This is a genomic window from Burkholderia sp. Ac-20353 (genome assembly GCF_017104785.1).
Classification (GTDB): Bacteria; Pseudomonadota; Gammaproteobacteria; order Burkholderiales; family Burkholderiaceae; genus Burkholderia.
Map to the genome: position 1 here is coordinate 1 of NZ_JAAGPL010000113.1, position 12,300 is coordinate 12,300.

General features: G+C 67.9%; 14 protein-coding genes. 5 read left to right on the forward strand and 9 right to left on the reverse strand.

Annotation, left to right across the window (positions count from 1 at the left end):
* The 9 genes from G3N94_RS26430 to G3N94_RS26470 all read right to left on the reverse strand — a co-directional run.
* Window positions 1-174: SDR family NAD(P)-dependent oxidoreductase (locus G3N94_RS26430; protein ID WP_205795513.1), on the reverse strand; the 174-nt coding region annotated here is incomplete at its 3' end.
* Window positions 175-260: 86 nt separating this feature from the next.
* Window positions 261-1,253 carry an NADP-dependent oxidoreductase gene (locus tag G3N94_RS26435; protein WP_205795485.1) on the reverse strand — a complete coding sequence of 331 codons (993 nt, stop codon included), beginning with the start codon at window positions 1,251-1,253 and terminating at the stop codon, window positions 261-263.
* A 17-nt stretch (window positions 1,254-1,270) separates the two neighbouring features.
* Window positions 1,271-1,927 (reverse strand): Dabb family protein, encoded by a 657-nt coding sequence (locus tag G3N94_RS26440; RefSeq protein ID WP_205795486.1) that lies wholly within the window; start codon window positions 1,925-1,927, stop codon window positions 1,271-1,273.
* Entirely contained in the window at window positions 1,917-2,261 is a 345-nt protein-coding gene (locus G3N94_RS26445; protein ID WP_205795487.1) for a hypothetical protein, read from the reverse strand. Before G3N94_RS26445 ends, G3N94_RS26440 begins: the two co-directional genes overlap by 11 nt.
* Window positions 2,262-2,355: 94 nt before the next feature.
* The gene (locus G3N94_RS26450) at window positions 2,356-2,883 is read right to left on the reverse strand and encodes a transferase hexapeptide repeat family protein (RefSeq protein ID WP_205795488.1); all 528 of its coding nucleotides are present in this window, start codon (window positions 2,881-2,883) and stop codon (window positions 2,356-2,358) included.
* Window positions 2,884-2,931: 48 nt separating this feature from the next.
* The gene (locus tag G3N94_RS26455; protein WP_205795489.1) at window positions 2,932-3,903 is read right to left on the reverse strand and encodes an FAD-binding protein; all 972 of its coding nucleotides are present in this window, start codon (window positions 3,901-3,903) and stop codon (window positions 2,932-2,934) included.
* A 13-nt stretch (window positions 3,904-3,916) separates the two neighbouring features.
* Window positions 3,917-4,666: an electron transfer flavoprotein subunit beta/FixA family protein gene (locus G3N94_RS26460; RefSeq protein WP_205795490.1), complete on the reverse strand. Its 750-nt coding sequence runs from the start codon at window positions 4,664-4,666 to the stop codon at window positions 3,917-3,919.
* A 37-nt stretch (window positions 4,667-4,703) separates the two neighbouring features.
* Window positions 4,704-5,492, reverse strand: coding sequence for a glucose 1-dehydrogenase (locus G3N94_RS26465; protein WP_205795491.1), 789 nt, complete (start codon window positions 5,490-5,492; stop codon window positions 4,704-4,706).
* Window positions 5,493-5,526: 34 nt separating this feature from the next.
* Window positions 5,527-6,363 carry an alpha/beta fold hydrolase gene (locus G3N94_RS26470; protein ID WP_205795492.1) on the reverse strand — a complete coding sequence of 279 codons (837 nt, stop codon included), beginning with the start codon at window positions 6,361-6,363 and terminating at the stop codon, window positions 5,527-5,529.
* Between the two features lie 141 nt (window positions 6,364-6,504).
* On the opposite strand from G3N94_RS26470, the gene G3N94_RS26475 reads away from it, so the two are divergent.
* The 5 genes from G3N94_RS26475 to G3N94_RS26495 all read left to right on the forward strand — a co-directional run bounded on the left by G3N94_RS26475 (window position 6,505) and on the right by G3N94_RS26495 (window position 12,299).
* The gene (locus tag G3N94_RS26475) at window positions 6,505-7,284 is read left to right on the forward strand and encodes an SDR family oxidoreductase (RefSeq protein ID WP_205795493.1); all 780 of its coding nucleotides are present in this window, start codon (window positions 6,505-6,507) and stop codon (window positions 7,282-7,284) included.
* 181 nt (window positions 7,285-7,465) lie between these two features.
* Window positions 7,466-9,028: a DUF1302 family protein gene (locus tag G3N94_RS26480; protein ID WP_205795494.1), complete on the forward strand. Its 1,563-nt coding sequence runs from the start codon at window positions 7,466-7,468 to the stop codon at window positions 9,026-9,028.
* A 40-nt stretch (window positions 9,029-9,068) separates the two neighbouring features.
* Window positions 9,069-10,451 carry a DUF1329 domain-containing protein gene (locus G3N94_RS26485; RefSeq protein ID WP_205795495.1) on the forward strand — a complete coding sequence of 461 codons (1,383 nt, stop codon included), beginning with the start codon at window positions 9,069-9,071 and terminating at the stop codon, window positions 10,449-10,451.
* A gap of 118 nt (window positions 10,452-10,569) precedes the next feature.
* Entirely contained in the window at window positions 10,570-11,352 is a 783-nt protein-coding gene (gene dmpE / locus G3N94_RS26490) for a 2-oxopent-4-enoate hydratase (RefSeq protein WP_205795496.1), read from the forward strand.
* A gap of 47 nt (window positions 11,353-11,399) precedes the next feature.
* Complete coding sequence (locus G3N94_RS26495) at window positions 11,400-12,299, forward strand: acetaldehyde dehydrogenase (acetylating) (protein ID WP_205795497.1); 900 nt, start codon at window positions 11,400-11,402, stop codon at window positions 12,297-12,299.
* Window position 12,300: the final 1 nt, after the last annotated feature.

Genomic DNA, 12,300 nt, shown 5'->3' on the forward strand with positions numbered 1-12,300 from the left:
TGTTTCGGCGAGCGTGCCGGCGGCGCTCGCCGATTGCGTGAGGCTGCGCGCGGTCACCACAACGGTCGCGCCTTCGGACGCGAGGCGCTGCGCGATCGCGCGGCCGATGCCGCGGCTCGCGCCGGTGACGAGCGCGACTTTGCCCGCGAGGGCTCGGGTTCGGGTGTCGGTCATTGCGTGTCCTCTTTGTCGGAGTCTTGTTGGTAGCTTGTCAGTCTCGTGTCGGCATGTTGTCGGTCGATTGATCCGGAGCGATGCGCTCAGCCGGCGATATCCGCAACATGCAGCACCAGCTTGGTTTTCGCGTCGCCCGATTGAACGAGGTCCAGCGCCCGCGCAGCCTGTTCGAGCGGCAGGCGTTCGAAGCGCGGCACGCGCACGCGGCCGTCCGCGAGCTGCGCGGCGATCCGGCCGAGCCGCTCGCCGCTCGGCATGCGGCTGAAGGTCATCGCGGTGCGCAGCCCGCGCCGGGCCGCTTCCGACGCAATCGTGGCCAGCCGCTCCACGTCTTCGGCAACGAGCGTCATGATGTTTGCGAGCGTTCCGCCCGGCGCCAGCAGGTCGAGCGCGCGAGGCAGCGTGCCGCCGCCGACCGCGTCGAGCACGAGATCGACGCCGCCGGGCGCCCATCCACGGACGGTGTCGTGCACGTCCTGCGCGCGGTAGTCGATGCTGTGCGCGCAGCCGAGCGATTCGACGAACGGACGGTTGGCCGCGCTGCAGGTTGCGGCGACCTCGGCGCCCGCACGCGCCGCGAACTGGATCGCGAACGTCCCCACCGCGCCGGCGCCGCCGTGGACCAGCACCTTCTGGCCGGGTTGCAGGCCGCCGTCGTCGAACAGCCCCGTCCACGCGGCGAGCGCCGGGGTCGGCACCGTCGCCGCTTCCGCGAAGCCGAGCGTGTCGGGCAGCCGCACGACCGAGTCGTGGCGCACGGCCGTGTACTCCGCATAGGCGCCCCACTTGCCGGCGCCGACGTCGGTCTGCGCGAACACGCGCATGCCGGGTGCGAAGCCGTCGACGCCCGCGCCGACCGCCTCGACGACACCTGCGACGTCGAAGCCGATCACGAACGGGAACGTGTACTGCATGAACGCGCCGAGGTAGCCTTCCCGGCATTTCCAGTCGGCCGGGTTGACGCCCGCGCAGGCAACGCGGATCAGCACGTCGCCGGGGCCCGGTTCCGGTTTCGGCACGTCGGCCAGCCGCAGCGCATCCGAGTGGCCGACGCGGTCGATCAGCATGGCTCGCATCGTGGTGTCTCCTTTTGTCATCGGTTGTGGGTTGGGTGCTTTGATGAATCGTCGGGCGCCAGCAGGCTCGACGCCAGCGGGCAGAACGCATGCGAGATCGCGTCGACCGTCCAGTCGGGATGCTCGGGGTCGAACCAGCGGTCGACCCAGCCCCAGTGAAACGGATGCAGCAGGTATTCGCCGAGCAGGTCGTCGACCCGCGCGAACTCCTGCTGCCAGACATGCGTCCATCTGCCGGGCGCGGCGACCCGGCTCAGGCGCCAGTTGCGGATGCCCGGCATGCAGGCCGGCATCCGCAGCAGGTCGCGTTCGAGCGCCGCAATCTGTGCGCCGGTGGCCTGTGCGCGGGTGTGCAGCATCAGCGTGCGCCAGATGCCGTTGCGCAGCCCCGGTTCGCGTGCGCCGCCGCCGACCGGGCGGCACGCGGCTGCGTCGATGCGCGCGACGCCCGGCAGCGTCGCCAGCGCGGCGGACGCGGATTCGATGTCTGGCGCGTCGCCGTCGCGGATTAGGTCGAGCGTGAGGCCGCCCGCGCCCCAGCTCCCTTCGAGGTTGCGGGACAGATGCACGCGACCCACGCCGGGCAGCGCGCTCGCGCGGTCGTGCAGCGTGCGTTCGAGTGTGTGGAGGTCGCTGTTGTCGGCGACGAATACCTGGGCCGTGTCATGCCGCATGGCCGGCCTCCGGCACGAACGGCAGCGGCGCGTCGGCGTCGGTCATCACGTGGCGGCGCCGCGTGTCGCAGAGCGCATCAACGCCGGACCAGAACGCGATCACGTCCGCGTTCGTCAGTGCGCGCAGCCGGTAGTAGGCCGGCGCGTCCGCGACCTGCCACGACAGCCACAGCGTGCTGGCCTGCCCGGCTATCGCCACCGGTGGCGACACCCAGCGGCTGTGCGACGTGAGGCCGCGCGCGGCATGGCTCGGCAGGTAGTGCTCGCGCAGCAGCGCGAGCACGTCCGGTATGCGCTCGGGCGCAAGCGTGATTTCGTCGAGGATCTGGATCATTCGCGTGTTTTCCGTGGTCGTTTGTTGCACTGCGCTGCTGTTGCATCGTTCGCAGTTCGCCGGCGGTGCGAGCCGGCGGATCGCTGCGAAGCGGTCATCCGTCGATCCGTTTGAGCGTACGCAGACAATCCTCCGCAAGCTGCTGATAGAGCCGCGTGCCGTGCGCCTTCGCGTCGATCTCGGCATCGCTCAGGCGACGCACCACCCGCCCCGGCACGCCCGCGAGCAGCATGCCGGGCGGCACGTCGAACCCGGCCTTCACGAACGCGCAAGCGGCGACGATGGTCTTTGCGCCGATCGTCGCGCCGTCCATCACGACGGCGTTCATCCCGATCATCGTGTCGGGCAGCAGCGTCGCGCCGTGGACGATCGCGCCATGGCCGACGTGGCTGTTCACGCCGAGCCGGCAGGTCTCGCGGATGCCGACGTGCAGCGCGCAGCCGTCCTGCACGTTGCTGCCGTCCTCGATGACGATCGCGCCGAAGTCGCCGCGCAGGCTCGCATGCGGACCAATGTAGCAGCGCGCGCCGATCGTCACGTCGCCGATCACGACCGCGCTCGGATGCACGTAGGCGGACGCGTGCACGCGCGGCGGGACACCGTTGAATTCGAAAAGCGTCATTGATCGGTCCGCTGTGTGGGGTCGGTGGATGCGTCTGCGCGACGCGGATCAGAGCACGGCCGCGGCTTCGGGCACGAGCGTGAACAGATCGCCAACGACGCCGTAGTCGGCGACGCTGAAAATCGGTGCTTCGGGATCCTTGTTGATCGCGACGATCACCTTCGAATCCTTCATCCCGGCGAGGTGCTGGATCGCGCCCGAGATACCCACCGCGATGTACAGCTGCGGCGCGACGATCTTGCCGGTCTGGCCCACCTGGTAGTCGTTCGGCACGTAGCCGGCGTCGACTGCGGCGCGCGATGCGCCGAGGGCCGCTTGCAGCTTGTCCGCCAGCGGTTCGAGTACCTTTGCGTAGTTTTCGCCACTGCCCAGACCGCGGCCACCCGACACGATGATGTTCGCCGACGTGAGCTCCGGACGGTCGAGCTTCGTCACTTCACGGCTCACGAATTGCGACATCCCCGCGTCGGCGGCTGCTTCGATCTTCTCGATCGCCGCGCTGCCGCCAACGGCGGCCACCGGGTCGAAGCCCGTCGCGCGTACGGTGATCACCTTGACCGGATCGGCAGACTGCACCGTTGCGATTGCATTGCCCGCGTAGATCGGGCGCTCGAACGTGTCGTCGCTGACGACCGCCGTGATGTCCGATATCTGCGCGACATCGAGCCTGGCGGCAATGCGTGGCGCGATGTTCTTGCCGTACGCGGTGGCCGGGGCGAGGATGTGCGAATACTCCTTCGCGATGGTCAGCGCGGTTGCTTCGACGTTCTCCGCGAGGCCTTCGGCCAGTTGCGGCGCGTCGGCGAGCAGGACTTTCGAAACACCCGCAATCTTCGCCGCCGCATCGGCCGCGTGCTGCGCGTTGTGTCCCGCGATCAGCACATGAATGTCGCCGCCGCCGAACGCGGCGATGCGGCGTGCCGCCGCCACGGTGTTCAACGTGGCGGCCTTGATCAATGCGTGGTCTCCCGAAGCGCCTTCGGTCGGAACGTCGTGTTCGGCAATTACCAGAATCGTCATCTCTATCCGCTCCTTACAGCACCTTCGCTTCGGTCTTCAGCTTCTCGACCAGCGTCGCCATGTCCGGCACCTTCACGCCGGCCGCCCGCTTCGGCGGCTCGGCCACTTTCAGCGTCTTCAGACGCGGAGTCACGTCCACGCCGAGGTCTGCCGGCTTAAGCGTTTCGAGCGGCTTCTTCTTCGCCTTCATGATGTTCGGCAGCGTTACATAGCGCGGCTCGTTCAGGCGCAAGTCTGTCGTCACGACCGCCGGCAGCGCAAGCGACAGCGTTTCCGCGCCGCCATCGACTTCACGCGCAACCGTCGCCCTGCCATCGGCTATCACAACCTTCGACGCGAACGTCGCCTGCGGCAGGCCCGCGAGCGCAGCCAGCATCTGCCCGGTCTGGTTCGAATCGTCATCGATTGCCTGCTTGCCGAGGATCACCAGTTGCGGCTGCTCGTTGTCGACCAGCGCCTTCAGCACCTTCGCGACTCCCAACGGCTCGACACCGTCATTAGACTCGACGAGGATCGCGCGATCCGCGCCGATCGCCAGCGCCGTACGCAGCGTTTCCTGCGCCTGCGCGACACCGACCGACACCGCGACCACTTCGGTCGCCACTCCCGCTTCCTTCAGACGAACGGCTTCTTCAACCGCGATCTCGTCGAACGGGTTCATCGACATCTTCACGTTCGCGATGTCGACTCCCGACTGATCGCTCTTCACGCCAACCTTCACGTTCGCGTCCACCACCCGTTTCACCGCCACCAGCACTTTCAACTGCGTGTCTCCTGTTCCGTTGCGTGGCCGCGCCGCATCAGCGCGCCGTGTATCCGCCGTCGATCACGAGCTCCGCGCCCGTCACGTAGCGGCCGGCCGGCGACACGAGATACAGGATGCCGGCAGCGATGTCGCGCGGGCTGCCGATCTTGCCGAGCGGCACGTGCGTCTGCATGTACTCGAACGCGGCGTCCGGGTCCTGCCCCATATGCCGGAACGCGTCCTCGAGCATCGGCGTGCGGATATAGCCGGGGTGCACCGAGTTCGCGCGGATGTTCTTCGCCGCGTACAGCATCGCGTCGACCTTCGCCATCATCCGCACCGCGGCCTTCGACGCGTGGTATGCGGGCACGTCCGGGCCGCCGACGATCCCGTACATCGACGACAGGTTCACGACCGAGCCGCCGCCGGCCGCCTCGAGGTGCGGAATCGCGGCGCGCGTGCACAGGAACACGCCGTTCACGTTCACGTCCTGCACGCGCTGCCATTGTTCGAGCGTGAGCTCGTGCGTCGGCCGGTTCGGCCCGTCGATGCCGGCGTTGTTGACGAGCACGTCGAGCCGGCCGAAGCGCGCGGCGATCTCGCCGAACACGCGCGTGACGTCGGCCTCGCGCGTCACGTCGAGCCACCAGTACACGGCCTGGCCGCCCTGCGCGCGGATCTCGTCGACGAGTGCCTCGGCTTGCGGCGACAGCACGTCGAGGATCGCGACCGTCGCGCCCGCGGCGGCCAGCGTGCGCGCCGTTTCGGCACCGATCCCGCGTGCCGCGCCGGTGATCGCGGCGACCTTGCCGCGCAGGTCGAACAGGTCTTCGATGAGTTTCATCATGTCTCCATTGATATCCGTTGGGCAACCCGCTTTATCGCGCATCCAGCGTCGCGAGAAAATCGACGCATTCCCGATTGAAATAGTCGGCGTGTTCCACCATCACCCAGTGGCCGCAGCGGTTCATCAGCACGAAGCGCGCGTCGCGGCAGCGCTCGAGGAACTTCAGCGCGCCGGCGACCGGATTGAACCGGTCGTCCGTGCCCCAGAAACCGAGCATCGGGCAGCGCACGTCGGCGAGCGCGCCGGTCAGGTTCGGCACGCTCATCGTCGACAGCACCTCGGTCGGCTGCTCGACGCACACCTTCATCCGCTCGTCGACGAGCGCGTCGGTGACGAGCGCCGGATCGTGCACGAGAAGTGTCAGCAACTCGCGCATCGTGTCGCGATTCATCTGCCGATTGGTGAACAGCTGCACCATCCGCTGGATCCCTTCCATCCGGAAATAGGTGTCGCGATCCTCGACGCCGCCGGGCGCCATCATGATCAGCCCCGTGACGCTATCCGGGTAGTCGAGCGCGTACTTCAGCGCGATCGCGCCCCCGAGAGAATTGCCGAGCAGCACGGCAGGGCCGACGCCGAGCGCGTCGAGCTGCGCGCGCAGCGCGCCGACGAAGAAATCGAGCGTATACGCGACGTCGGACGGCTTCGACGACTGGCCGTAGCCCGGCAGGTCGACGACGATCGCGCGGTAGCCGGCCGCCGCGAACGCCGGGTAGTTGTGCTTGAAGTTGCTGAAGCCGCTCGCGCCGGGGCCGCTACCGTGGATGAACACCACGGGCCGGCCCGCGCCCGCCTCGAAATGGTGGAGCCGCAAACCGCCGGGCACGTCGGTGAAGGTGCCGCCCGGCACGGTCGTTGGGGTGGTCATGGCTGGTTGTCTCCTTCGTCGGTCGCGGAATGCGTAACCGGATGATTGCGCCCCCCGCCCAGGCCGGCATCATCCTTTCAGACTACGAAGCCGCGCGCGGATCTTCCTATCATCGGCTCCACCTGAGATGGAGACAGACCGATGAACGGATTCGACTACAGCGGCAAGACGGTGCTCGTGACGGGCGGCACCAAGGGCATCGGGCGGCGCATCGCCGAACGTTTCGTCGCGGCGGGCGCGCGGGTATTCGTCTGCTCACGCAGCGCGCCCGACACGCCGCCCGCGGCCGGCGGCCGCGAAGCCGCGTTCATTGCGGCCGACCTGCGCGACATCGAGCAGGTCGACGCGATGCTCGACACGATCCGCCGGACGGCCGGCGGCCTCGACGTGCTCGTCAACAATGCGGGCGGCTCGCCGTTCGCGCTCGCGGCCGACGCGTCGCCGCGCTTCACCGAGTCGATCGTGCGCCTGAACCTGATCGCGCCGCTGCAGCTCGCGCAGCGGGTGAACGCGATCATGCAGCCGCAGCCGGGCGGCGGCGTGATGCTGTTCATCGCGAGCGTCAGCGCGTCGCGGCCGTCGCCGGGCACGGCCGCGTATGGCGCCGCGAAAGCGGGTCTCGTCAACGCGGTGAGCTCGCTCGCGGTCGAATGGGCGCCGCGCGTGCGCGTGTGCGCGATCAGCCCGAGCCTCGTGCATACCGACGCGGCCGCCGGCGGCCACTACGGCGACGCGGACGCGCTCGCGTCGATCTGCGCGACGATTCCGGCCGGCCGCCTCGCGACACCCGACGACGTTGCATCCGCATGCCTGTTCCTCGCATCGCCGGACGCCGCGTATGCGTCCGGCGCGAACCTGCGGCTCGACGGCGGCGGCGAACGGCCCGCGTTCCTGGCCGCCGCACAGGCCGCAGCGCAGTGAACGAGCGTGCGGCACACGGCTGGCTGCGTCCTTGCACGCGTCGCGCGGTGGCCAACATCAGCAGCCCTTAGGGATGTCCTCTAGTTCATTTTGACGATTCCCTGCTACCGCGATCTCCCTACTCTGCCACTCACGACAACACACACAGTCGACCGTCGTCGATACCCCCAGAGGAGACACCATGCATCAACGGATTTCGCGCCATACCGACAAGCGGGCCACCGCCACGCTGTCGACGCTCGCCGCCGCGCTGCTCGCATGCGCGCCCACCGCGCATGCCGGCACCACGATCGAGCTTGGCGCCGATACGACGCTCGACTACATGTTCCAGCTCAGCTACGGGATCGGGATGCGCACGCGTGCGCCGAGCGGCAACCTGCTGACGCCCGCGAACATCAACGGCGACGACGGCGACCGCAACTTCGCGAAGAACAAGCTGATCGAGAACCAGGTCAGCCTGCTCGGCGAAGTGAACCTGAAGCATGACGACTGGGGTGTGTTCGTACGCGCGGATACGTTCTACGACCAGGCGTATCGCCGCCCGAACTACAACGACGCGCCCGGCACGGTGAACCACTCGGGCCAGTTCAACGATTTCACGAGCGACGCGCGCTACTGGTCGGGCGGCCATACGACGCTGCTCGCCGCGTATGCGTACAACACGTTCAAGATCGGCGCGACGCGCCTGAACGTGAAGGTCGGCGACCAGGTCGTCGCGTGGGGCGAAAGCCTGTTCTTCCCGAACATCGCGGGCGCGCAGGGGCCGTCCGACGCCACCAAGTCGTACGTCGCGGGCGCGGAAGTGAAGGACATCCTGCTGCCGGTGCCGCAGATCTCGACGCAGTGGCAGATCACGCCGAACTTCAGCCTGCTCGGCTACTACCAGTTCTCGTTCCAGCAAAACCGGCTGACCTCGCCCGGCACGTACTGGAGCTACTCCGACGTCACGGGCCCCGGCGCGCAATTCATCATCGGCCCGGGCGGGATGCGGATCCCGCGCGGCCCGGACGACAAGCCGAGCGCTCGCAACCAGTGGGGGATCGGCGCGCGCTTCCGCGTATTCGGCGACACCGAGCTGGGCCTGTACCACCTGCACTACAACGACATGAACCCGAGCGTCGTCACGACGTTCTTTCCGACACTCCAGTACCAGCAGACCTATTTCAGCAACATCAAGCTGACCGGCGCGAGCTTCTCGACGCAGGTCGGCCCTGTCAACGTCGCCGGCGAAGTGTCGTACCGGCAAGGCGCGGCGGTGCTCGTCAATACACCGACCGGCCCGCAGTCGACCCGCGCGAACGTGTTGCAGACCAACCTGTCCGGCATCTACACGATCGGGCCGAGCTTCCTCGCGAACTCGCAGTCGCTGACCGGCGAAATCACCTACGTGCATGCGGGCAGCATCTCGGAACTCGACGGCTCGACGACGCTCACGAACTCGCGCAATGCGCTCGCACTCGAGGTCGCGTGGACGCTCAGCTACAAGAACGTGTTCAACGGCTGGGATCTCGACGTGCCGCTGACCTACGCGCACGACCTGACGGGCACGTCGCCGCTCGCGGGCGCGCTCGGCTCGCTGACGGGCCAGGGCGACCACCGCGTGACCGCCGGCGTGACCTTCACGCGCCTGAGCAACCTGCAGCTGTCGCTCGTCTACGCGAAGTTCCTCGGCTCGCCGAACCCCGTCACGCGCCCGCTCGCGGATCGCGACTACGTGCTCGCCACGGCGACCTACCACTTCTGAGCGGCCCGGCCGCTCGTCATCCAGCAAGAAGAGGACTGCCATGAAACGAATTCATCTCCCCCTCCTGCGCGCGTCGGTGATGGCCGCGTGCGCGGTCGTCGCGACGGCGTCGTTCCCGAAGGTCACATCGGACGATCTGAAGGCGCTCGACGGCCAACTGACGCCGATGGGCGCAGTGCGCGCCGCAAGCAAGGACAGCGGCGTGCCCGAGTGGTCGGGCAAATGGCTCGGCACGCCGCCGGACGTGCAGTACAAGCGCGGCGGCCGCTACCCGGATCCGTTCGCGAGCGAGAAACCGGTCGCGACGATCACCGCCGAGAACATGGCGCAGTACGCCGAGCACCTGACCGACGGCCAGAAGGCGATGTTCAAGCGCTATCCGGCGACCTTCAAGCTCGTCGTCTACCCGAGCCATCGCGACTTCCGCTACACGGATGCCGTCTACAAGGACATCCGCACGTACGCGCCCGATTCGACGATGACGTCCGACGCGAACGGGCTGACCAACGCGCCGCCGCAGGCGCCGTATCCGATCCCGAAGACCGCCGCCGAACTGCTGTGGAACCAGCGCATGTCGTCGGCGATCGGCACCGAACAGGCGACCTACGACCAGGCGGTCGTCTATTCCGACGGCAATATCGCGTGGGGCAAGGTGCGCTACGACATCTACTCGCCGCGCAACGTCGGCAAGTACGACGTGAAGAGCGACCAGAACAACCGCACCTATGCGCGCGTCGCGACCGACCTGCCGCTGGCCGACCGCGGCTCGCTGATCCTGTCGTTCACGAACTGGGACAAGGCCGGCGCGGACAACGCGTCGCGCACCTGGATGTACAACCCCGGCACGCGGCGCGTGCGGCAGGCGCCCGAATATGGCTACGACCAGCCGATGGGCCCGGGCGGCTTCCGCACCGTCGACGACGATCGTCTGTTCAACGGCTCGGGCGACCGCTACGACTGGAAGATTCTCGGCAAGCGCGAGATCTACGTGCCGTACGACAACTACAAGGCGATGGACAGCTCGGTCAAGTACAACGACCTGCTGGGCAAGGGCCACGAAAACCCGTCGCTCGTCCGCTACGAGCTGCATCGCGTGTGGGTGCTGCAGGCGACGCTGAAGAACGGCTATCGCCACCAGTACGCGAAGCGCGTGCTGTACCTTGACGAGGATTCGTGGATCACGCTGCTCGCCGACAACTATGACGCGCGCGGCCAGCTCTGGCGCACCAACGTCGCCACGACGCTCTACGCGTTCGATGCGAAGACGTTCTATCCGGGCGTCGTGTTCTACCACGACCTCGTGTCGGGCGCGTACATGGCCGACCGCCTGACCAACGAAGGGCCGATGCCGAAGCTCGACAACAGCCCGCAGTTCACCGAAGCGTATTTCTCGCCGGACGGGATTCGCAGCTCGGGCAACTGACCTGCGACTGTCACGCACGCGCCGGGGCCCTGCTCCGGCGCACGACACCGCCGGAGGCGGCGGCCTGTTACATTTCGCCGCCCGAGACGGCGGCCTTTTCCAATTCGAGGGCCCTTTCATGTCTTCCCGCTTGCATACGGCGCTTGGCGACGAGCTGTACGCCGCGTGGCGCACCCGTGCGCCCGTCACGCCGCTGTCGGGCCGCCCGCGCCGGCTGTCGCTCGACGACGCGTACCGGATCCAGCAACGCTTCATCGAACGGCGCGTCACGCAGGGCGAATCGGTGGTCGGCAAGAAGATCGGCGTGACGAGCCAGGCCGTGCAGGACATGCTGAACGTGCGGCAGCCCGACTTCGGGATCCTGCTGTCCGGCATGCACTACGCAGCCGGAGAAGCGATTCGGGCCGATACGCTGATCGCGCCGCGCGCCGAAGGCGAGATCGCATTCCTGCTCGCGCGCGACCTGCGCGGCCCCGGCATCGACCGCACCGACGTGATCGCCGCGACCGCGGCCGTCGCGCCGTGCTTCGAGATCGTCGATTCGCGGATCCGCGACTGGGCGATCCGGATCGAGGACACCGTCGCCGACAACGCGTCCTGTGGCGTCTACGTGCTCGGCGATGCGCGCGTCGATCCGCGCACGCTCGACCTCGCCGCTTGCGAGATGACGATCGAGAAGAACGGCGAGCCCGTTGCGCACGGCCGCGGCGACGCGGCGCTCGGCCACCCGGCCGATGCGGTCGCGTGGCTCGCGAACACGCTCGCCGAGTTCGACGTGCCGCTGCTCGCCGGCGAGATCGTGCTGTCCGGCTCGCTCGCGAAGCTGATTCCCGTCGCGGCGGGCGACGCGCTGTCGATGCATATCGAAGGCATCGGCGGCTGCGACGTCCGCTTCGTCTGATTCCGACCCTGAACCTGAAGGACTCGCGTTACCCAAAGGAACCCTGCATGAAGAAGATCAAATGCGCATTGATCGGGCCCGGCAACATCGGCACCGACCTGCTGTACAAGCTGCGCCGCTCGCCGGTGCTCGAACCCGTGTGGATGGTCGGCGTCGACCCCGCGTCGGACGGCCTCGCGCGGGCGCGCGAATTCGGCCTGAAGACCACCGACCAGGGTGTCGACGGGCTGCTGCCGCACGTCGCAGCGGACGAGATCCGGATCGCGTTCGACGCGACCTCCGCCTACGTGCACCGCGACAACTCGGACAAGCTCACCGCGCTCGGCGTACGGATGATCGATTTGACGCCGGCCGCGATCGGCCCGTACTGCGTGCCGCCCGTGAACCTCGACACGCATCTCGGCACCGCGCAGATGAACGTCAACATGGTGACGTGCGGCGGCCAGGCGACGATCCCGATGGTCCATGCGGTATCGCGCGTGCAGCCGGTCGCGTACGGCGAGATCGTCGCGACCGTGTCGTCGCGCTCGGTCGGCCCCGGTACGCGCCGCAACATCGACGAGTTCACGCGCACGACGGCCGGCGCGATCGAACAGGTCGGCGGCGCGCGCAAGGGCAAGGCGATCATCGTGATCAACCCGGCCGAGCCGCCGCTGATCATGCGCGACACGATCCACTGCCTGACCGACGGCCCGCCCGACGTCGACGCGATCACCGCGTCCGTGCACGCGATGGTGAAGGAAGTGCAGCGCTATGTGCCCGGCTACACGCTGAAGAACGGGCCGGTGTTCGACGGCAACCGCTTGTCGGTGTTCATGGAGGTCGAGGGCCTCGGCGATTACCTGCCGAAATACGCGGGCAACCTCGACATCATGACCGCCGCCGCGGCTGCGACCGCCGAGCGCTTCGCCGAACAGATGCTGGCCGACACGGCCGCCACCGCATGAG

Bases quoted from the DNA above. Each gene is read 5' to 3' on its own strand.
- G3N94_RS26435 (WP_205795485.1), bottom strand. From the start codon at position 1,253: ATGCGAGCCATGCTGATCGACCGCGTCGGCCACTCGGATGCGCTGCGG.
- G3N94_RS26440 (WP_205795486.1), bottom strand. From the start codon at position 1,927: ATGCGGCATGACACGGCCCAGGTATTCGTCGCCGACAACAGCGACCTC.
- G3N94_RS26445 (WP_205795487.1), bottom strand. From the start codon at position 2,261: ATGATCCAGATCCTCGACGAAATCACGCTTGCGCCCGAGCGCATACCG.
- G3N94_RS26450 (WP_205795488.1), bottom strand. From the start codon at position 2,883: ATGACGCTTTTCGAATTCAACGGTGTCCCGCCGCGCGTGCACGCGTCC.
- G3N94_RS26455 (WP_205795489.1), bottom strand. From the start codon at position 3,903: ATGACGATTCTGGTAATTGCCGAACACGACGTTCCGACCGAAGGCGCT.
- G3N94_RS26465 (WP_205795491.1), bottom strand. From the start codon at position 5,492: ATGAAACTCATCGAAGACCTGTTCGACCTGCGCGGCAAGGTCGCCGCG.
- G3N94_RS26470 (WP_205795492.1), bottom strand. From the start codon at position 6,363: ATGACCACCCCAACGACCGTGCCGGGCGGCACCTTCACCGACGTGCCC.
- G3N94_RS26475 (WP_205795493.1), top strand. From the start codon at position 6,505: ATGAACGGATTCGACTACAGCGGCAAGACGGTGCTCGTGACGGGCGGC.
- G3N94_RS26480 (WP_205795494.1), top strand. From the start codon at position 7,466: ATGCATCAACGGATTTCGCGCCATACCGACAAGCGGGCCACCGCCACG.
- G3N94_RS26485 (WP_205795495.1), top strand. From the start codon at position 9,069: ATGAAACGAATTCATCTCCCCCTCCTGCGCGCGTCGGTGATGGCCGCG.
- dmpE (WP_205795496.1), top strand. From the start codon at position 10,570: ATGTCTTCCCGCTTGCATACGGCGCTTGGCGACGAGCTGTACGCCGCG.
- G3N94_RS26495 (WP_205795497.1), top strand. From the start codon at position 11,400: ATGAAGAAGATCAAATGCGCATTGATCGGGCCCGGCAACATCGGCACC.